Annotated in this window: 13 protein-coding genes; 5 read left to right on the plus strand and 8 right to left on the minus strand. The window is 56.8% G+C overall.

The window, feature by feature from the left end:
* Window positions 1–109: 109 nt before the first annotated feature.
* The 7 genes from hmsP to bcsR all read right to left on the minus strand — a co-directional run bounded on the left by hmsP (window position 110) and on the right by bcsR (window position 12,845).
* Window positions 110–2,116, minus strand: a complete 2,007-nt coding sequence (hmsP, locus tag OGV50_RS19840; RefSeq protein ID WP_024131042.1) for a biofilm formation regulator HmsP — start codon at window positions 2,114–2,116, stop codon at window positions 110–112.
* Between the two features lie 228 nt (window positions 2,117–2,344).
* A complete protein-coding gene (bcsC, locus tag OGV50_RS19845) occupies window positions 2,345–5,827 on the minus strand; it encodes a cellulose synthase complex outer membrane protein BcsC (protein ID WP_286488720.1) in 3,483 nt (1,160 codons plus the stop codon).
* The gene (gene bcsZ / locus OGV50_RS19850; RefSeq protein WP_200093137.1) at window positions 5,809–6,918 is read right to left on the minus strand and encodes a cellulose synthase complex periplasmic endoglucanase BcsZ; all 1,110 of its coding nucleotides are present in this window, start codon (window positions 6,916–6,918) and stop codon (window positions 5,809–5,811) included. Before bcsZ ends, bcsC begins: the two co-directional genes overlap by 19 nt.
* A 3-nt stretch (window positions 6,919–6,921) precedes the next feature.
* Window positions 6,922–9,273: a cellulose biosynthesis cyclic di-GMP-binding regulatory protein BcsB gene (bcsB, locus tag OGV50_RS19855; protein ID WP_200093136.1), complete on the minus strand. Its 2,352-nt coding sequence runs from the start codon at window positions 9,271–9,273 to the stop codon at window positions 6,922–6,924.
* Between the two features lie 10 nt (window positions 9,274–9,283).
* Entirely contained in the window at window positions 9,284–11,890 is a 2,607-nt protein-coding gene (gene bcsA / locus OGV50_RS19860; protein ID WP_104868057.1) for a UDP-forming cellulose synthase catalytic subunit, read from the minus strand.
* Window positions 11,887–12,639 carry a cellulose biosynthesis protein BcsQ gene (gene bcsQ / locus OGV50_RS19865; RefSeq protein ID WP_200093134.1) on the minus strand — a complete coding sequence of 251 codons (753 nt, stop codon included), beginning with the start codon at window positions 12,637–12,639 and terminating at the stop codon, window positions 11,887–11,889. The genes bcsA and bcsQ overlap by 4 nt, the downstream gene beginning before the upstream one ends.
* An 11-nt stretch (window positions 12,640–12,650) precedes the next feature.
* On the minus strand, window positions 12,651–12,845 hold the full coding sequence (gene bcsR, locus OGV50_RS19870; protein ID WP_012135663.1) for a cellulose biosynthesis protein BcsR: 195 nt from the start codon (window positions 12,843–12,845) through the stop codon (window positions 12,651–12,653).
* Between the two features lie 290 nt (window positions 12,846–13,135).
* Between bcsR and bcsE the strand changes: the two genes are divergently transcribed.
* From bcsE to OGV50_RS19895, 5 genes are all read left to right on the plus strand, one after another.
* Window positions 13,136–14,695 (plus strand): cellulose biosynthesis c-di-GMP-binding protein BcsE, encoded by a 1,560-nt coding sequence (gene bcsE, locus OGV50_RS19875; RefSeq protein ID WP_200093132.1) that lies wholly within the window; start codon window positions 13,136–13,138, stop codon window positions 14,693–14,695.
* Window positions 14,692–14,883 (plus strand): cellulose biosynthesis protein BcsF, encoded by a 192-nt coding sequence (bcsF, locus tag OGV50_RS19880; RefSeq protein ID WP_012135666.1) that lies wholly within the window; start codon window positions 14,692–14,694, stop codon window positions 14,881–14,883. Before bcsE ends, bcsF begins: the two co-directional genes overlap by 4 nt.
* Window positions 14,880–16,559 carry a cellulose biosynthesis protein BcsG gene (gene bcsG, locus OGV50_RS19885; RefSeq protein WP_200093129.1) on the plus strand — a complete coding sequence of 560 codons (1,680 nt, stop codon included), beginning with the start codon at window positions 14,880–14,882 and terminating at the stop codon, window positions 16,557–16,559. Before bcsF ends, bcsG begins: the two co-directional genes overlap by 4 nt.
* A gap of 282 nt (window positions 16,560–16,841) precedes the next feature.
* Complete coding sequence (megL, locus tag OGV50_RS19890) at window positions 16,842–18,038, plus strand: methionine gamma-lyase (protein WP_012135669.1); 1,197 nt, start codon at window positions 16,842–16,844, stop codon at window positions 18,036–18,038.
* 115 nt (window positions 18,039–18,153) lie between these two features.
* The gene (locus tag OGV50_RS19895) at window positions 18,154–19,452 is read left to right on the plus strand and encodes an aromatic amino acid transport family protein (RefSeq protein WP_012135671.1); all 1,299 of its coding nucleotides are present in this window, start codon (window positions 18,154–18,156) and stop codon (window positions 19,450–19,452) included.
* Window positions 19,453–19,485: 33 nt separating this feature from the next.
* Here the strand turns inward: OGV50_RS19895 and OGV50_RS19900 are convergent, their stop codons facing one another.
* Window positions 19,486–20,688, minus strand: a complete 1,203-nt coding sequence (locus OGV50_RS19900) for a sigma-54 interaction domain-containing protein (protein ID WP_047460384.1) — start codon at window positions 20,686–20,688, stop codon at window positions 19,486–19,488.
* Window positions 20,689–20,692: the final 4 nt, after the last annotated feature.

Consider the following 20,692-nt stretch of genomic DNA (forward strand, 5'->3'; position numbering starts at 1 on the left):
CCTGCGGCCTTAAAATAACACCCACACAACATGACAGAAATGCACCTGGATCATAATTGAAACAAAAATGTTAAAAACTTTGAGCTGGCTCGCACAAGTCTGACCTTTTTTAAGTTTTGTAATCAGGCTGCGCGTTCTTCAGGTAACGTTCTTCAAACACATCCGGCGGAACCGCGCGGGCAAACAAGAAACCTTGCGCCACGTCCACCCCTGCCTGCGCCAGCCAGTCGCGCTGCGCTTCGGTCTCCACGCCTTCCGCAATCATTTTCAGGTTAAGGCTACGCGCCATCAGGATAATCGCCGTAACCATGCTGTCATCCTCCGGCAATCCCTCAACAAACATTTTGTCGATTTTTAGTATATCGACCGGCAGCGATTTCATGTGCTGAAGCTGACGCAACCCTGCGTATCCCATACCAAAGTCATCCAGCGCGATGCGTACGCCCGCGCTGCGCAGCGGGCGCAGGATGGCGACGGCGGCATGCGGGTCGTCGATGCGTCGGCTTTCCGTTACTTCCAGAATCAATGTATCCGGCTGAATACGATAGCGGCTTAGCAGCTCCAGCAGATCCGACACCATATTCGGGTGCATGAGCTGCAATGCGGAAAGATTCACCGAGAGCGGCATCATCACGCCGCGCTCCTGCCAGGCGGAAAGCTGGCGACAGGACTCTTCCAGCACCCAGTACCCGACGGTCACCATCAGACCGCAGGATTCGATACGGTCAATTAACCCTTCCGGGAGTTCCCAACTGCCATCCGGCTGCTGCACGCGTAATAATGCTTCTGCGCTCAGGACCTTACCGCTGGACATCTCCACCTGCGGTTGCAGCCAGATAGCGAACTGGTGGTTATCCAGCGCGTTGAGAATATCGCTCTCTTCCGTCAATCTCTGCTGCGCAGCTTCCATCTGCGCCGGGTCAAAGAACTGAATCTGATTTTTACCTTTGCGGCGGGCGGTAAAGGCGGCGGAGACGGCGCGACCATAAAGCGCCTCAGCCGTCAGGTCGCCGTAAAACATCGCCACCCCGATGCTGCAACTGGGGCGTAGCTGGATGCTTTCGATCGGCAGCCGTTCATTAATGACAGTGAGCACTTGCTGACCTAACGTAATCGCGTGCCACGGTTCTTTTACGCCGTGCGCGATGATGGCGAAATCAAAGCCGCTCACCTGCGTCAGCACCATTCGCGGCGCCAGCACCGATTTCAGTTTTTCCACTAGCGTAAGCAACAGGATTTCCCGCTGCGTCTCTTTGAGCACGCCTGCGGTATCGCGCAGCGTTTCACAGGTGACAATCATTAACGCCGTCGTCTGCTGACGCGTCACAACCTGTTCCAGAAGCCCCATCAGAAAAGCCTTGTTGGGAAGCTCAGAAACCGGAAAGCGCATCGCATGATCGTTTTGCTCAATGCTGTGACGCTGGGCAATCTGCTGATTCAGGTTGTAGCTACGCACCAGCATACCGATCTCATCGTCATGATGCAGACGCGGCAGCGCCAGCTGATGGCCCGTCAGCTCCTGCGGCGGGATATCGTTAAGCTCCCGGGCGATTTTGCGTAGAGGATGCACAATCAGGCGGTTCATACACCAGGTTATCGCCACCGTCAGCATCAGCGATAAAAGTAAGTAAATGGTCACTAACGTCGAGAGCGTGCTCATCACGAACTTATACATGCGGAACGAGTCCGCCTGGAGCACCAGATACGCCAGCGGCTGTGGGTTGGCTGGCCGCTCAAGGGAATAGACCGGCAGCGAGATCTGCACCGGCAGTTCAAACAGACGCGTCACCGTCACCGGGACGGAGCGCTCAGGAATAAAACTCATTCGTAGCGCCTGGAATTGGTTCGGCAGCACCACGTCGGCGCGGCTGACCACGCCCGCAGGCTGAATGCGCGCCAGGATGGTTTCCGCTTCAGGGATATCCGCTTTCAGGATTGCGGCGGACAGCGGTTCGCGGACAGAACGGGCGATACTTTCCAGTTGCGTAGCCGTGTTATAGCGGTTCTGCTGTACTAAATGAAACAGCAAAACGGTGCAAAAAATAAATACAAACACCAGGACAACGGCCGCAACCATTGCCATCTGCTTAATTGTTAACGAGCGGCTGACGCGCAAATTGACTCTCCATGACTATCCCCAGGCTGCCGCCAGAGTATACCCGATCGCGCAGACATAAAGAGAGGCCGTATCTGAAAAGGACTTTTCCGAATCATCAGTGCCGGATGGCGGCGTGAACGCCTTATCCGGCCTACGAAAGAGCGCATTGCCAAATGGCGGCGTGGCCGCAAGCGCGTGTTGTAGGCCTGATAAGACGCGAATGCGTCGCCATCAGGCGTTCGGCGCTTACCAGTCCGCGTACGGCACCAGCGGCTGCGGCGGTAAATCCATATCGCCCTGCCATCCCGCAGCGGAATAACGCACATACAGCAGGAAATGGCTCGGCGTATAATCCTTCGCTTCCTGAATATCAATTGCCGTTCCGAGGAACCAGTTAGACGTCACCCGTCGCTCGATCAGCGCCCGCGCCGTATAACCAAAGCCCTGACTGCTGCCGCCGCCATTCGTCTGCGTGGCCGCCTCTTCGCGGTAATCCGTCGGGATCAGATTCATCAGCGGATAACGCGGCATGGTTTTGGTGCGTGAATGCGACCAGGATACCGAACCGCCCAGTTCCCACGACCAGTTTTCCGTACGCTGCCGCCACATCACCGGCACGGCGAACGACACATACTCCTGCGGACTGTAATAACCGCCATGCCCCAGCGAATACCCGCTCAGGTCTTTGTCGTAGTGCCAGATCATATTGTTCAGGCCGACGGTGACGCGACGGTTATTCTCATTGATGATTTTATAGTAATAGCCCGTCATCCAGCGCACGCGCCAGTTATCCGCGACGTTCTTACCGGTCAGTTGATCGCCGCTCAGCGAAGCCCAGACGCCGTTGGCTTCACCTTTGTCATAGCTCAGGCTCACACCGCCGCCGTCCGCACGCACGCCGCCCCATTTTGTGCCCGTGTTGCTCGGCGCGTCTTTCTGCCCGCCGAAGGCCAGCAGAGAGCTGGAGATTGGCCGACGGTGCGCGTTCAGCGTATAGCCCAGCGGCCCGATATCATTGCTGTAGCTCACGCCGCCAACCACATCGACAACGTTAAAGCCCATCGGCGTAGTCCCGATATCCCAGCTCCAGGTCTTGTTTTTCCAGCCGACCGCCACGCTCGTGCCGGTATCAGACTGGCTGCGGTTGCCGCTACAGTCATGCAGCGTACAGGTGCCCCAGTTCTTGTCCCAGGTGCCGTCCGCATGGGTCGAGAAACTGCCGACATCCACGTTCACCAGGTCAGCACGGAAGAACATCCGGCCATCTGACAACGGCGCGTCAACCTGGAACATGGTGGTATGCGCTTTCAGATCGGAGTAGCCGCCGGTGCCGCTCGATCCCCAGTAATCATGCTCCAGCGTGACGTTCAGATCCTGCTGTCGGTATAAATCCGCCGCATCGCTGCGCACGCCGCGTTTTAACCAGTCATCTTTCGCGTCATTACGGGTCAGGCGAGTAAAGGCGTCATTATCCTGCGGGCGGGTCGGCGTAATGCCGGAAGCCACCATCGCGTCTTTGTACGTCTCAAGCGCCTGCTGCGGTTCGCCGTTTTGCGCCTGAAAGCCCGCCGCGTCGCGCAGCACCATCGCAGTTTCCATAGAAGGCGGCTGTGACTTCGCCTGCGGCACAATCGTGTTGAAGGTCTGCTGCGCCGCGACGGTATCGCCCAGTTGCGCCTGAGCCCGCGCTATACGGCGCTGCATATTGATGGACAGCGGCTCCCCGGTCGCCGGGGCGGGAAGTTTCGCCAGTTCCGCCCGCGCCGCCGCGTTATCACCCTGCGCAATATAGACTTCCGTCAGGCCAAGTCGGGCATCGACATTACCCGGCTCCCGCGCCAGAACCGCATCATAGGCGGCGCGCGCCGAAGAATAATCGCGCCGCTGCTGCGCCCAGTCGGCAAGGGTTAAATCAATGCGCGTAGAGGCGGGCTGTTGGCGAAGCAGCGTTTCCGCTTCCCGCTCTTTGCCGCTATCACGCAGGCGGCTGGCGGTTTCCAGCACCTGATTATTTTGCAGCCTGTCCGCCAGTTCCTGAATGTTGCTGTTCCACTGGCTACGCGGCAGATTATTGATATGCGCCATCGCCGCGCGATCCTGATCGTTGCCCGCGAGGTACAGCCCATAGGCATACACCTGATCCGGGTCGTTCGGTTTCTGACGCGCCAGCGCGCGCATTTGCGCATCGGCCTGGCTGCGCTGCCCGGCGCTCCACAGATCGCGGGACAAACGATACGTTACCCAGACGCTGCCGGGATCCAGCGCCAGCCTGCGACGATGCAGTTCCGCCGCCTGCGCCCAGTTCCCCTGGTTTTCCAGCGCTTCGGCCTGCTGCGCCAGCTGGTCGTTTTCAAGGCTACGCTCAATATCATCAATACTTTGCCGCTGACGACTGGAGAGCGACGCGATAAACGCCGAGGCTTTCTCCGGGGACTGCTGACGATAGATATTCGCCAGGCCGCGCACGGCGTTGCTGTTGCCGCTGTCCATTCGCAGCGTCTGCTGATAGTAGCGCTCGGCGGCAGGATAATCTTTACGCGCCATCGCCACGTCGCCCAGCCCCAGCACGGCATAGCTGTCGGTATTGTCGATGCTCCTGGCCTGCCGGTAGAGGCGTTCCGCCTGGTCCGGGTTATTCGCTTTCAGCGCGGCGTCGCCCTGCTGAATCGCCAGCCAGTAGCGGTTTACCTTCAGCAGGCTTTCCCATTTGCCGCGACTGCTGCTGTTCGGGTCCATCGCAAGCGCTTTCTGGAACTGCGCCACCGCGCGGGCACGATCGCCGCGCTGCGAATAGGCCTGCCCCAGCGCGCCGACGGCTTCGCTGTCGCGGTGATCCGCGCTTACCGCCTGCTGCAATTCCGTTACGGCTTTGCCGCCCTGTCCGGCTTCCACCGCCGCCAGGCCTTGCGCTCTGGCTCTGAACGCCGGGTCGGAAAGCTGTTGCTGCTGTTCACTCAACTTGCTGCGCGCGGCATTGACGCTGTCGCCTTCGCTAAACACCGTCAGGTATTTTTGCAGCGCTTTTACGCTGGCGTCGCTGGCAGGCAGATCTTTAATCTGCTGATACCAGAGAGCGGAAGCCGTCGTGCGCCCGTCGCTGGAATTCGCCATCTGCTCTAATACGGCAAATCCCTCATCGCGTCGCCCGCCGTCAAACAGCAACTGCGCCAGCGTGTTTTGCAGGGCGGTATTGCCCGGCGGATGACCTTTAAACAGCGCGTCGTAAGCGGCAATCGCTTCTTCGGTATGACCGGTGGTCGCCTGTAAACGCGCCTCCTGCAAGGACTGGCGTCCTTCCGGCGTGGAAAGCATCATCGTCGTGCGGGAGGACTGATACGCGCTGGAACCCGGCGCTAACTGGGAAAGCCTGTCGAGCTGTTTCTGCGCCCCGTCATTGTCGCCCTGGCGCAGCAGGTAGCGAAACCGGGCGGCGACCACTTCCGGGTTGTTCGGGTCGATCAGTTCCAGGCGATAAAGCGACTGGCGCACCAAATCCTCACGGTGCGAGGCTTCGCCTAACCGAACCTGTTGCAGCAACTGCTGTTGCGCGGAAGGCGCCGCCTCGGCAAACGGCATCCAAGCGATGCCGAGCGTCAGGCCGAGCACTGCCCGATGGCGACGCTTTAGCGTCTTATCCGGCCTACAATCAGCGGCATCCCGTAGGCCGGATAAGGCGTTACCGCCACCCGGCAAAATGAGATGGATGAGACTTAATTTGAACTTGCGCATTCCTGGCCCCAGTCAGGTAGTAATTCACCTTTAGCGGTGAAGCGAAAACGATGCTGATCCCATCCTTGTCCGAAAAGCGTTAGCACATAGCTATAGTAGGCATCGCTACCGGGAAAATTGTCCGCCACGCGCTGTCGCTGCACCGCCTGAGCATCGCGGTTTTGCAGGAAAGGCAATAAAGAAGCCGAAAAGCCCACCGGCCCGTCGCCCTGAGCTTTACCACTGGCGACATCCACCTTCTCTGGCGGAACGCCGTTTTTTGTCGTCAGCGTCGCCATCGGTTTCAGGCGCGTCAGCAGCCGCGCTTTTTGCGGATCGCCGTCGTGCATCATCCCCGCCCATAAATAAACGCGGATAGCATCGTAACTGCTGACCAGCGTTTTTTCCGGTTTCAGCTGCCAGCCTTTGTCTTTTTCATAGCGCACCCAGTCCGGCGAGAACCCTTTCGGGGCGGTTTCCATCAGCAAACGCATATTGGTTTCACGCAGCGTGGTCCAGGGCGCGCCAAAGCGGGTAAAATATTGCGCCAGCTGCGGGGGTAAATAGCTCGGGTTAAAGCGCCAGCGCGTCTTTTCCGCAAAACCCACGTTCCCCGGCAGCAGCATTGAACCCAGCCCCGGCACCGTTACCACCTCTTCACGCGCAATGCGTTTTAGCAGCGCGGCGCCAGTGTCGGTATAGCGCGACGTTTTCCATAAGCGCCCGGCTTCCAGCAGCGACCAGGCCATCCAGATATCGCCGTCGGAAGCGGAGTTTGCATCCAGCACCGCCCAGGTCGAGGGGTCTTTCTGCCCCCACAACCAGGCAGGCAGATGCGCCTGTAAGGAACCCTGCGCCAGGTTGTTTTGCGTCCAGTCGAGGATCAGGTCAAATGCCGGCCGATCGTTGGCGGCGAGGGCAAAGAACAGCGCATAGCTTTGCCCTTCCGACGTCGTGATTTTGCGCGCGTCGCTGGGGTCAACCACCCGTCCTTCCTGACTGATATAGTCCTTTTTGAACTGTATCCATGCCGGCCACGTACAGGCCGCCTGCACGCTGACGGTCGCCAGCATCAGGGCAGTTAACATCCATCCACGCAGCGCGTTCATCATCGATTACTCGTTATCGGGATCGAGTCGACGACGGCTGATAATGCGCAGCAGACGCCACAGAACCCAGGCCAACAGCACGACGCTAACCGCCGCCAGTACCGCCAGCAGCACCGGATGATTCGATAACGCGTACCAGAGGCGTTCGAACCACGGTAAATGCCCGACGTAGTAAATATCGCCCACCCGCAGGCTGTTGACGCCAGACTCGCGGATCACCGACACGGAGCCAAACATGGCGGCGCGTTTTCCGCTGTCGTTCATCGCTTCGGTCAGCAGTTCATACCCGCGCGGGCTGTCTGCCAGCAGCGCCACCACGCTACGCTGGTCGTTGAACGGCGACTGGAAGCCCACTACCGCCGCCATCGCGCCAGCAGAAGTGATGGTGGATTTCGCATCCGGCGCGCGGTCGGCCTCATCCGGCATGATGCTCGGGAAGGTCGTCTGGCGCATCGGCGTGTTCACCCAGCTTTGCGTCGCCTGTACCAGCAGGTCGATGCGTTTGTCATCTTTCAGTGCATCCGGGATTGTCCCGATCACCATAATATCCGCGTCTTTACCCTGAATCTGGCGGCTATCGTCGGTGATGTTCAGGTTAATCGACGGGAAACCGGTCTGCGCGCCAATCGTTCCGGTCACATCCAGCAGCGTTTCCATCTGCGCTTCGTTCGGGTTTTTCGGCATCACGGCAATGGTTTCTGAAAGGTCAGCCATCCGGCTGAACGGGAAGCCCGCGTTGGCGAAAGCGCGCAGGTCCGGCATCGCGATAAAGTGATAATATTTCGAGAAATCAATGGTGGAGTCGTCGCCAATCACCACATGGTTTTGTACCGGCTGGAACGTCACGCAATTATCCACCGAGCCGCCCGGCATCGGGTTCATGTACTGGAAGTCAAAGCGCAGCTGGTTCATCGCCCCCAGCTTCAGCGCCGGGATCGACACGTCCGTTTTACCGTCAATCAGCCCCTGCAATACCGGCAAACGCAGCAGCAGGCGATTGCTTTCCTGGGTGCTGTTCAGGCTGAACGCTTGCAGGAACTGATCGTTCAGGCTGATATCCATACGCGAGCTGTCTTTGCTCGGCGGCGTGGTGTAACGGTAGTTGAGGTTCATATCAATACCGTTGCTGCGCAGCAAATAGAGATCCGGCGGCAGATTCAGCGACAGCGAAATCGCCGCAGGTTCCAGCCCGGTGGACTGGAGCTGCTCTTTATAGGTTTTCAGCTCGCCGAACGTCACCGCACGGTCAGTACGTACCCAGTTCGGCGCATCATAAGGTTTACGCGCCAGCAGAGGCTTCACCTCATCCACCACCACGCTGTCGCCACGGAACAGGATATTCCCTTGTGCAATGCCTTTTGCCGCCTGCAACAGATCGTTATCGTCGCGGCCAAAGACCACCAGCAGCTTCACATATGGGTTGTCCGGGTGGCTGATCATCTCAATCACCGGCGCTTTTACCGGCGGATGATCGCGCAGGAAATCAGGGCGCTTGTCGTTCGTGGCAAAGACGATGGCATTACGATCCGGCAGCGTGTTGTACATCACCGGGAAATGCTGGCCGCGCCAGCCTGCGCGCGAACCGAACCATGAAGAGACAATGGATGCCGCCTGCTGCTGCATCAGATCCGGCGAACCGGCAAAGACCACAGGCAGCGTAACCTGGCGGTTGTCCCGCGGATCGAAGAACGGCACCGGGAAGTGCGACAGATCGTTTTTCACCGGCAGGGTCTGGTACGTCAGATCCAGCACGCTGCTGCGGCCAACATCCAGCCAGAGCGTACTGCTGGCCGGGTTTTCGCAGACATCGCGATAGTGTCCGACGAACTCCAGCCGCACGCGGTTAAAATCGGTGATAAAGAGCGGGTTGATCGGCATCTGGGCCAGCGTCTTTTTGCCCAGTTGCTCTTTCGTGACCGGCAACACGCCCATCAGCTCATCATTGAGGTAGACCTTCAGCTGCGACTGGATCGGCAGCAGCGACGGCGACGGGGTGTATTCCAGGTTCAGCATCGCTTTCGACACCACCTCATCGCTGCGCATACCGAACTCAATGCTGCCATTCGGGTTCACGCCACGCAGCACCATGCTGCCCGGCGGCGGCGCGATTTGCGCGAAGGTCAGCTTCACATCGCGGGAAGGCCCGTTTTGCGCCACCACGGGCGCATCGGCGCCCGGCACGCCCGGCATTACCTGGCCGACCGGCTGTTCCGCCGTTTCTGGCGCAGGCGCTGTCGGCGCTTGCGCTGGCTCAGCATTGATCAATGGTTGCGTTGCAGGCGTCGCATTCGTCATGAAAGTGGGGAAAGCGCTTATCCCCATAGCCACTGCATAAACCCAGGAAAGTTTTCTTTTCATCGCGTTATCATCATTGTTGAGCCATCACCTGATCCGGCTGCCGCTCCGGGCGACGCGGAATAAACGACACAATCCAGGAAACCAGCGTCGTCAGAGAACGGAAAATTACTTTGACGGAAGACGGAGCAAATTCCGCAAGATGGCGGTAGCCACGGAAGCCCAGCTTCAGAATATCCAGCAGGCTTTCCAGCGGTTTGTCTTCCGGGAAGCTGTCCTGCCAGAGCGCCCACGTATCCGCGCGGGCAAATGTGCACTGCACAAAGTCGATATGTTGTTTCGTGGTCATCGGCAGCAATTGCAGCCCAACCTCATTGCCCAGTACGCGCACGACCTGAGTAGGAAAGACGTACTCTTGCTGGCCGCGTTTAAGCAATAAATTAACCTTTTGCCCTTCCAGCACCTGCGCCTGCCCGTTGATCCGAATCCCCAGGCCGCCGTCGGAGAAGTCATGCACGGTGCATGAGAACAGGTGGCCATCTTCACGGGCAATGGCCGCCGGCATGGAGATTTCAACGCGGTGCGCCCGGCGTACCTGCTTACTTTCCACAGAGACCGCCACCGCGCCGCCCAGAATGATCAGGTTATAGAAAACCCACACCAGACTGACGATCACCGTGAGTATTTCGTTGGCGGGGCCGTAGTAGTAACGCCAGACGCCCACCACGACCCCCAGCAGGTTGAGCAGTACCAGGAAGATATAGGGCCGGGAAATCACCCAGTCGACATACTCTTCCTCTACCAGCCCGCCTTTCGCGGTAACGTTGAATTTCCCTTTATGCGGGTTGATCAGCGCCACCATCGTCGGCGGCGCGATATACCAGGCCAGCACCGTTTCGTAGATCTCACTCCAGAAGGAGTGGCGGTATTTCCCCTGAATCTTCGAGTTGGTGAGGCTGGCGTGAATCATGTGCGGCAACACAAACAGCGCAATCATCAGCGCGGGCGCATAGATGATATAGGCGTGCAGCAGCAGGAAAGCCAGCGGCGCCGTCAGGAAGATGAGCCGTGGAATACCCGATAAAAAGTGGAACATGGCGTTGACGTAACACAGACGCTGCGCCAACTTTAAGCCTTTGCCAAACAGCGGGTTATCCAGACGGAAGATTTGCACCATGCCGCGCGCCCAGCGAATACGCTGCCCGATGTGCGCGGACAGGCTTTCCGTCGCCAGACCTGCCGCCTGTGGAATGCGCATATAGGCCGAGGTGTAGCCGCGACGGTGCAAGCGCAGCGAGGTATGCGCATCTTCGGTCACGGTCTCAACGGCAATGCCGCCAATCTCATCCAGCGGTTTACGGCGAATCACCGCGCACGATCCGCAGAAGAACGTCGCATCCCACATGTCGTTGCCATCCTGCACCAGCCCATAAAACAGCGTGCCTTCGTTCGGCGTTTTACGGAAACGACCGAGGTTGCGTTCAAACGGGTCCGGCGAGAAAAAGTGGTGCGGCGTCTGCATCATGGCGAGCTTTTTCTCTTTCAGGAACCAGCCCATCGTCATTTGCAGGAACGAGCGTGTCGGTACATGGTCGCAGTCAAAAATCGAGACAAACTCACCTTTCGCGTATTTCAGCGCGTTATTGATGTTGCCGGCCTTGGCGTGTTCATGCGTGGTACGGGCGATGTACTGTACGCCGACGGTCTGGGCAAACTGGCGGAACTCTTCGCGCCCACCGTCGTCAAGAATCCAGATGCTCAGCTTGTCTTTCGGCCAGTCGATGCCCAACGAGGCGTAAACGGTGTTTTTCACCACGCTGAGGTCTTCGTTGTAAGTCGGAATAAAAATGTCCACCGTCGGCCACTGCGCCATCTCTTTCGGTAGCGGCACGGGCTGGCGGTTAAGCGGCCAGACGACCTGGAAATACCCCAGCACCAGGACAATCCATGCGTAGGTTTCCGCAAACAGCAAAATCAGCCCGCAAACCAGGCTCAGCGGGTCATCCCAGTTTAACGTCGAGGTATAGCGCCACCAGATATAACGGCATGACACCGTCAGCGACAGCACGATCAGCATCAGGGCGGAGAAACGCCCCGGTATCCGCCGCACCAGCAGCGCGACGCCCCACAGCAGTATCAGGAAGATAAACTGCGACAGCGGGTTAAACGGCTGGGTAATACAGATGATCGCCAGAATCAGGGAAAAAGTGACGATGACGCCGAGGATAAAGCGGCGCACCCCGTTGCTAAGATGGCCCAGCTCTTTTTCGCTTTCCAGGTGCGTGGTCTTTTTACTGACGCGGTCGGGCAGCGTGTCCATCCACTGATGATAGCGACCGCGCACGCCCAGCAGGCGGGAGAGCGACCGCCAGCGCGGTTCGACCTTCTTCTCTTTACGCGGCGAGAAGGCCATCAACCAGAGCGTTTGAATGGCATAGCGGGCCGGGTCCAGCGGACGCGGTCGGTTGGCGTTAATGTGCGGATAGAGCGCTTTATGCTGCGCGCGAATGCGCTGCCAGCGCGGATGCTCAAGCGGAATAAAAATCCACGCCAGAATCACCCACAGGCAGCCCAGCATCGCACTGAACGGCGACGCGCCATGACGGCGATACCCTTGATAGCGCTCGCTCAGGCGAGCGCCGACCGGCGGAATGAGAAGCCACCGGGTCAGGATGTTCATGATGCGCTCCCGGCAGGGGCGCGATTGCCCGCATAGTGCAGCAAACACCAGTTCGCCAGCGTCAGCACCTCTTCTGCCGCCAGCGAATCGCCACGGTACTCGCCCAGCGGCTGTTTCGAAGCCATACACTCCGCCATCGCTTCATCGCGATGGATCACCATCGGCAGCAAACGACGCTGGCTTTGCAGCCAGACCTGGTACAGATCGTCCTGCAACTGGCTGGCAATGCGTAAATCGTTAATCAGGATATGCGCGCCCGTGGGCAGCGCCTGTTGATGCAGCCGGATATGGCAATTGGTGTCCGCTTTTACCACCGCCAGCGTATGATCGCAGAGACTGACCAACTGTTGCGTCAGCGGTGAGACGCTGTGGGGGAGATCCAGCAAAATCCACGAATAGCGCCGGCTCTCTTTCAGTTCGCGCAGGCCAGCGCAAATAGCTCCCAGCTTTTCCGCCCATTCCTGAGGATTCTCCCGTTCTTCCACCGTAAGCTGTCCGAACGGCAGCAGATCGAGCTGGGTGGTATAACGCAGTCCGGCATCGCGCCAGTCTTTACCGTCCAGCAGCGCCCTGGCCCAGCCGTCGCGATGGGCAAAATCGACATTGAATGACATACGCAGCAGGTTATCGGGGCTGGCATCAACGACCAGCACATTTTCCCCGAGTATTTGCAGCGCCCAGGCGAGCGCCGAAGTGATTGATGTGGTGCCTACACCGCCGCGCACGCCCTGCAATCCCAGAATGGACATCCCTGACTCCCTTATGATGGTTGTTGCGCAAATTCAGCCAATAAAGGCCAACGTTTAATCGCCGCAGCCAGCTGTTCGCGTTGGGAAATATCGGTATAGTCTATTTCGGGCAAGGAGAAAGCCTGACTTAACGCCAGAAAATCATTTTGAAAGGTATAGCCCAATGCTGAATCAAACTGAGAGTCAGGTTCGTTGTTGTTATACATTCTGTATTGTGTCCCTTTTGAATATACTCACCATGCTTCAGACAATTTTTCTGGCAGCATCCCCCCCTCTTCACTGTTAATCTTCAATGCAGGGGATCGTTCATTTCTCGCCTTTCCGTTACGCAAACTGTAAGAGTAAAGAAAACACCATGACCGAGGTCGCAAGGCTTCCTGCCCGCCGAATTGATTCATATGCTAAATCTGATGTGTTTTAATTTCAATGTTAGGTTTATTTCTGAGCTTTCGCTAGTAAACTGATAAACAGATAAAATAGCGACAAGAGGGACGCTGTGGACCCCGTATTTTCTATCGGCATCTCATCATTATGGGATGAACTACGCCACATGCCTGCCGGCGGTGTCTGGTGGGTTGACGCTGATCGCAATGAAGATGCCATCAGCCTGGTGAATCAAACGATTGCCTCGCAGGCAGGGAACGCGAAAGTCGCGGTCATTTGTATGGGCAGCGATCCGGGTGAATTAATCAAATTAGATGAATCTCACGGCCCGGAAAAAATCCAGTTATTTTCAATGCCGGATTCTGAAAAGGGGTTATACTTTTTGCCCCGCGATTTGCTTTGTACTGTTGATCCTACACATTACTTTTTCATTCTTCTTTGCGCGAATAACGCCTGGCAAAATATATCAGGGGAACGCCTTCATCAGTGGCTGGAAAAAATGAATAAATGGACCCGGTTCCATCACTGTTCGCTTCTGGTTATTAACCCTGGAAATAATAATGACAAACAGTTCTCCCTGTTGATGGGGGAGTATCGTTCGCTTTTCGGCCTTGCCAGCTTACGTTTTCAGGGCGACCAGCATCTGTTCGACATCGCGTTCTGGTGCAGCGAAAAAGGGGTCAGCGCCCGGCAACAACTGACGCTGCGCCATAAAGATGCGCACTGGGAGCTGGCTCACAAGGAAGAGGCGAACATCCAGCCGCGCAGCGACGAAAAACGCATCCTCAGCAATATCGCCGTTCTTGAAGGCGCTCCGCCGCTGTCGGAACACTGGGCGCTTTTTGATAATAACCAAACCTTGTTCAACGAAGCGCGAACTGCACAGGCGGCGACGATCATCTTCTCCCTGACGCAAAATAGCCAAATCGAACCCATGGCGCGAAATATCCATACGCTGCGCCGCCAGCGCGGAAGCGCGCTGAAAATTATCGTCCGCGAAAATCTCGCCAGTTTGCGAGCGACCGACGAGCGACTGCTGTTAGGCTGCGGCGCGAATATGGTTATTCCGTGGAATGCGCCGCTTTCCCGCTGCCTGACGCTGATTGAAAGCGTGCAGGGACAGCAATTCAGCCGCTACGTCCCGGAAGAGATCGCCACACTCCTGTCGATGACGCAGCCCATGAAGCTGCGCGGTTTCCAGACATGGGACGTCTTCTGCGAAGCCGTACATAACATGATGAGCAACACGCTGCTGCCCGCTGACGGGAAAGGCGTGATGGTCGCATTGCGCCCGGTGCCGGGTATCCGCATCGAGCAGGCGCTGACGCTCTGCCGCCCAAACCGTACCGGCGATATCATGACTATCGGCGGCAACCGGCTGGTGCTGTTTTTATCATTCTGTCGGGTCAACGATCTGGACACTGCGCTGAACCATATCTTCCCGCTGCCGACCGGCGATATCTTTTCCAACCGCATGGTCTGGTTCGAAGATAACCAAATCAGCGCTGAACTCGTGCAAATGCGCCTGCTGTCGCCTGAACTGTGGGGCACACCGCTGCCGCTGACTCAGGGGCCGAACCCTGTGCTCAATGCCGAGCATGACGGGCGGGTCTGGCGACGTATTCCCGAACCCTTACGACTGCTGGATGACAGCGTGGAGCGCCCACAATGATGAACGTCAACGATATCATCCAGATCATCGTCTTTTGCGCGCTGATCTTTTTTCCTCTGGGCTATCTGGCGCGCCATTCGCTTCGCCGCATCCGTAACACAGCCCGACTGTTATTCGCCAGACCCCGTTATGTAAAACCCGCCGGAACCTTGCGCCGTGCAACAAACGTCAAGGCAGACAAAAAATGACTCAGCATACTCAAACCCCATCCATGCCTTCACCACTCTGGCAATACTGGCGCGGCCTTGCGGGCTGGAATTTCTACTTTCTGGTAAAGTTTGGCCTGCTCTGGGCGGGATATCTCAACTTCCATCCGTTGCAGAACCTGGTATTCATGGCCTTTTTGTTAATGCCAGTCCCCAAACTCAGCCTGCACCGTCTGCGCCATTGGGTCGCTATCCCAATCGGCTTCGCGCTTTTCTGGCATGACACCTGGCTGCCTGGCCCACAAAGCATTATCAGTCAGGGCTCGCAGGTCGCGGGTTTTAGCGCGGACTATATGCTCGATCTGGTGACTCGCTTTATCAACTGGCAAATGATCGGCGCCGTGTTTGTGCTGCTCGTCGCCTGGCTGTTTTTATCGCAGTGGATTCGGGTCACTCTTTTTGTTGTCGCCATTATGATCTGGCTGAACGTGCTGACGCTGACAGGGCCAGTCTTTACGCTGTGGCCTGGCGGCCAGCCGACCGACACGGTGACGACCACCGGCGGCTCTGCGGCGGCGACGGTCGCAACGGCAGGAGACACCCCGGTGGTCGGCGATATCCCGGCGCAGACCGCGCCTCCGACCTCAGCCAATCTGAACGCGTGGTTGAACACCTTCTATAACGCGGAAGAAAAACGAAAAACGCCGTTCCCGACGGCGCTGCCGGCCGATGCGCAGCCGTTTGAACTGCTGGTGATCAACATCTGTTCCCTCTCGTGGTCTGATGTTGAAGCCGCAGGCCTGATGTCACATCCGTTATGGTCGCATTTCGATATTCTGTTTAAGCACTTTAACTCCGCCACCTCCTACAGCGGCCCGGCGGCGATCCGCCTGCTGCGCGCCAGCTGCGGCCAGTCGTCGCACACGAATCTGTATCAACCGGCAGGCAACGACTGCTACCTGTTTGATAACCTGTCGAAGCTGGGCTTCACGCAGCATTTGATGATGGGTCATAACGGCGAATTCGGCGGCTTCCTGAAAGAAGTGCGTGAGAATGGCGGTATGCAGACGGAGCTGATGGATCAAAAAGGGCTGCCCGTCACGCTGCTGGGCTTTGACGGTTCTCCGGTTTATGACGACACCGCCGTGCTCAATCGCTGGCTGGAAACCACCGAGAAAGATCAGAACTCGCGTAGCGCAACGTTCTATAACACGCTGCCGCTGCACGACGGGAACCACTTCCCTGGCGTCAGCAAAACGGCGGATTACAAAATTCGCGCGCAAAAGCTGTTCGATGAGCTGGACGCCTTCTTTACCGAGCTGGAGAAATCGGGCCGTAAAGTGATGGTGGTGATGGTCCCGGAACACGGCGGCGCGCTCAAAGGCGACAGAATGCAGGTTTCCGGGCTACGCGACATCCCCAGCCCGTCTATCACCAACGTACCGGCAGCGGTGAAATTCTTCGGCATGAAAGCGCCTCACCAGGGCGCATCGATTGAGATTGACCAGCCGAGCAGCTACCTGGCGATTTCCGAACTGGTGGTGCGCGCCCTTGACGGCAAACTGTTTGTCGAAGACAACGTCAACTGGGATCAGCTCACCCGTGGGTTGCCGCAGACCGCGCCGGTCGCTGAAAACGCCAACGCGGTGGTTATCCAGTATCAGGGTAAACCGTATGTGCGTCTGAACGGCGGCGACTGGGTGCCTTATCCGCAGTAAACGAAAAAGGCCTGATGGCGCTACGTTTATCAGGCCTACAGGTCAGGCACAATCTCCTGAAATTATGCCGATTTGTAGGCCGGATAAGACGCTTTCGTCGCCATCCGGCAAAACTCGCGCAAGCGCCGCAACACGCTGGAAAGATTCTTGCCAGCTGGCAACTTTTCTGACGACCCGTAAAAAACGAAACCCACTAACTCTTTGATATATAAAAACTCCTTTTCTGGCACAGCGATTGCTATTTGAGTGTGAGCTGTTCTGTTCCGAATCAAAGGAGATATCATGTCTGACTGTCGTACTTACGGATTCAACACCCAGATCGTTCACGCGGGGCAACAACCCGATCCTTCAACTGGCGCGCTCAGTACGCCAATCTTCCAGACGTCGACGTTTGTTTTCGACAGCGCCGAACAGGGGGCCGCCCGCTTTGCGCTCGAAGAGTCCGGGTACATTTACACCCGCCTGGGCAACCCCACGACGGACGCGCTGGAGAAAAAGCTGGCGGTACTGGAAAGAGGCGAAGCGGCGCTGGCGACCGCGTCCGGCATTTCCGCCATCACCACCACGCTGCTGACGCTCTGTGAGCAGGGCGATCACATTGTCTCAGCCAGCGCGATTTATGGCTGCACGCACGCATTTTTGTCGCACAGCATACCGAAGTTCGGTATTGACGTGAGTTTCGTTAATGCCGCCAACCCGGATGAGATCCGCGAAGCCATCCGCCCGGAAACCAAAGTGGTGTACATCGAAACGCCCGCCAACCCAACGCTCTCCCTGGTCGACATCGAAACAGTCGCCGGGATCGCCCATCAGCGGGGCGTGCTGTTGGTTGTGGATAACACCTTTATGTCGCCGTACTGCCAGCAACCCCTGCTCCAGGGAGCCGATATCGTGGTTCACAGCGTCACGAAGTACATCAACGGACACGGGGATGTTATTGGCGGGGTCATCGTCGGCAAGCAGGAGTTTATCGATCAGGCGCGGTTTATCGGGCTGAAGGATATCACCGGCGGCTGCATGAGCCCCTTTAACGCCTGGCTGACGCTGCGCGGCGTGAAGACGCTGGGGATTCGCATGGAGCGCCACTGCGAGAACGCGCTGAAAATCGCCCGTTTCCTGGAAAGCCATCCGAAGATTACCCACGTCTGGTATCCGGGGCTTCCTTCGCACCCGCAGTATGAACTTGGCAGACGCCAGATGAGCCTGCCCGGCGGCATTATCAGCTTCGAAATCGCGGGTGGCCTGGAGGCTGGCAGACGCATGATCAATTCGGTAGAATTGTGCCTCCTCGCGGTCAGTCTCGGTGATACCGAAACCCTCATTCAGCACCCTGCGTCTATGACACATTCGCCTGTTGCGCCAGAGGAACGGCTTAAAGCAGGTATTACCGACGGGCTAATCCGTCTTTCTGTGGGTCTTGAAGATCCAGAAGATATTATTAACGACCTTGAACACGCCATCAGAAAGGCGACATTCTGACCATTACGGTCGGAGCTGGCCTGCGTCGGCTCCGGCTGTTGAGAATCAAGGCACAACGGCCTGGCTATACGCATCATCCTTCCCGGGGTGACGCGTATTTTGGGCAGGGGGCTCTATGCAGGACAACACATTACAATTAAGCAACAGTAAAGCGACCACCGCAGCGTTCTCAGGAAAACTACCGTTTACGAAATACGATTTTGGCTGGGTGCTGTTATGTATCGGCATGGCCATTGGCGCCGGAACGGTGCTAATGCCGGTACAGATTGGGCTAAAAGGAATTTGGGTCTTTATCACCGCGTTTATTATCGCCTACCCCGCAACCTATATCGTGCAGGATATTTACTTAAAGACGTTATCAGAAAGTGAAACCTGTAATGACTACACCGATATTATCAGTCATTACCTGGGGAAAAACTGGGGCGTCTTCCTCGGCGTGATCTACTTTTTGATGATTATCCACGGCATTTTTATCTACTCTTTATCCGTGGTTTTCGACAGCGCGTCGTACATTAAAACCTTCGGTCTGACCGATGCCGATCTCTCGCAGTCCATCCTCTATAAAGTGGCGATCTTCGCCGTACTGGTCGCTATCGCCTCCGGTGGAGAAAAGCTGCTGTTTAAAATCTCCGGCCCTATGGTGGTGGTGAAAGTAGGCATCATCCTGATCTTCGGTTTCGCGATGATTCCGCACTGGAACTTCAGCAATATTACGGCCTTCCCGCAGGCGTCGGTCTTCTTCCGCGATGTGCTGCTCACCGTCCCCTTCTGTTTTTTCTCGGCGGTGTTTATTCAGGTGCTAAACCCAATGAACATTGCCTACCGCAAACGAGAAGCCGACAGAGTGCTGGCGACGCGCATGGCCATTCGTACCCACCGCATCAGCTATATCACGCTGATTGCCGTGATCCTGTTCTTCTCGTTTTCGTTTACCTTCTCCATCAGCCACGAAGAAGCCGTTTCCGCCTTTGAGCAGAATATCTCCGCGCTGGCATTGGCTGCGCAGGTCATTCCCGGACAGATCATTCATTTCACCTCAACGGTACTGAATATCTTTGCGGTTCTCACCGCCTTCTTCGGTATTTACCTGGGTTTTCATGAAGCGATTAAGGGCATCATTCTCAACGTGCTGAGCCGGGTTATCGACGTGGAGAAGATCAATCCGCTGGTACTGACGCTTGGCATCTGTACCTTTATCGTTATCACGCTGGTCATTTGGGTATCGTTCCGCGTCTCGGTGCTGGTGTTCTTCCAGTTGGGTAGCCCGCTGTACGGCATTGTGTCGTGCATCATCCCTTTTTTCCTGATCTATAAAGTCACGCAACTGGAAAAACTGCGCGGCCTGAAAACCTGGTTGATTCTGCTGTATGGGATTTTGCTGTGCCTGTCGCCGCTCCTGAAGCTGATTGAATAACGCGTTCTGTGCGCCGTCGGTTCCTGGCGGCGCTTAACTCACCCCCTCCAGTTGGTAGCTGCGTATTTTATTCAGCACCGTCGTGTGCGAAACCCCCAACGCTTTCGCGATATGCCGGGAGGAGACATTCTCTTCCACCATCTGCTCAATCAGCTGCCGCTCAGCATGTTGCACCTGCTCTTTGAAGGGGCGGTCGGGATGCCCCGGCAACGCTTGTGACACCGTTGAAAGCCCCAAATCATCGCAGGTGATGACATCACTTTCTGACATCAGCATCAGACGGATAATGGTGTTCTCCAGTTCGCGAACGTTGCCCGGCCAGTGGTGGTGACGCAGTGACTCAAAACAGGCTTTGTCCAGTATCAGCCGCCGTTGAAACTCTTTGGCATATTTCTGTACAAAATGGCGGATCAGTAAAGTGATATCCGAAGGGCGCTCGCGCAACGGCGGAATCGTGAGCGTCAGTACGTTAATGCGATACCAGAGATCGGCGCGCAGCAGGCGCTGTTCGACCATCTCTTCCAGGTTCGCGTTGGTGGCGACAATAATACGCGCGTTAACCGGGATCACCTGCGCCCCGCCGACGCGGCGGATGCCGCCGTCCTGAAGCACCCGCAGCAGCTTGGCCTGTAAATTCAGCGGCATTTCGCCAAATTCATCAAGAAACAGCGTTCCCTTATCCGCCATTTCAAACAACCCTTTTTTCCCTCTGCCGTCCGCACCGCTGAACGCCCCTTTTTCATAACCAAAAAGTTCGCTCTCCATCAATGCCTCAGGCAGCGTTGAGCAGTTGACGGGGATAAACGGATAAAAGCGCCGCTGCCCGGAATTATGAATGGCGCGCGCCAGTAGCTCTTTACCCGTGCCGGTCTCACCACGGATCAGGACGGTATATTTGCTGTCAGCGATTTTTAGCGCTTTTTCAATCAGCACCTGCATACTCTGGCTGCTACAGATAATGTCGGAGAAATAGCGCGGTCGCGTCAGTTCGGGCGTGGTCAGTTCAGAAAGATTCTCAGAGAGATAAGCGACATTAATAATATCGGCATGTTGATTGAGGCAGGTCTGGACGCTGGAAATATCCTGCAACTGGCGGCACCAGGATTTAATCAGAATCCGACCCGGCGTGACCTTCATGGAGATAATATTAATATCGCGGCAGGAAAACTCCTTGAGGACATCCTCAACCATAGACAGACGATCGATTGTTTTAATATCCCAGCGTATCGTGACCACGTTG

The organism is Citrobacter sp. CK180, from assembly GCF_030333655.1.
In the GTDB taxonomy this organism is placed as follows: Bacteria; Pseudomonadota; Gammaproteobacteria; order Enterobacterales; family Enterobacteriaceae; genus Citrobacter_B; species Citrobacter_B koseri.

What these genes read in the sequence shown, in the direction of transcription:
- bcsC (WP_286488720.1), bottom strand. Translation starts at nt 5,827, where the DNA reads ATGCGCAAGTTCAAATTAAGTCTCATCCATCTCATTTTGCCGGGTGGC.
- bcsZ (WP_200093137.1), bottom strand. Translation starts at nt 6,918, where the DNA reads ATGATGAACGCGCTGCGTGGATGGATGTTAACTGCCCTGATGCTGGCG.
- bcsB (WP_200093136.1), bottom strand. Translation starts at nt 9,273, where the DNA reads ATGAAAAGAAAACTTTCCTGGGTTTATGCAGTGGCTATGGGGATAAGC.
- bcsA (WP_104868057.1), bottom strand. Translation starts at nt 11,890, where the DNA reads ATGAACATCCTGACCCGGTGGCTTCTCATTCCGCCGGTCGGCGCTCGC.
- bcsQ (WP_200093134.1), bottom strand. Translation starts at nt 12,639, where the DNA reads ATGTCCATTCTGGGATTGCAGGGCGTGCGCGGCGGTGTAGGCACCACA.
- bcsR (WP_012135663.1), bottom strand. Translation starts at nt 12,845, where the DNA reads ATGTATAACAACAACGAACCTGACTCTCAGTTTGATTCAGCATTGGGC.
- bcsF (WP_012135666.1), top strand. Translation starts at nt 14,692, where the DNA reads ATGATGAACGTCAACGATATCATCCAGATCATCGTCTTTTGCGCGCTG.
- bcsG (WP_200093129.1), top strand. Translation starts at nt 14,880, where the DNA reads ATGACTCAGCATACTCAAACCCCATCCATGCCTTCACCACTCTGGCAA.
- megL (WP_012135669.1), top strand. Translation starts at nt 16,842, where the DNA reads ATGTCTGACTGTCGTACTTACGGATTCAACACCCAGATCGTTCACGCG.
- OGV50_RS19895 (WP_012135671.1), top strand. Translation starts at nt 18,154, where the DNA reads ATGCAGGACAACACATTACAATTAAGCAACAGTAAAGCGACCACCGCA.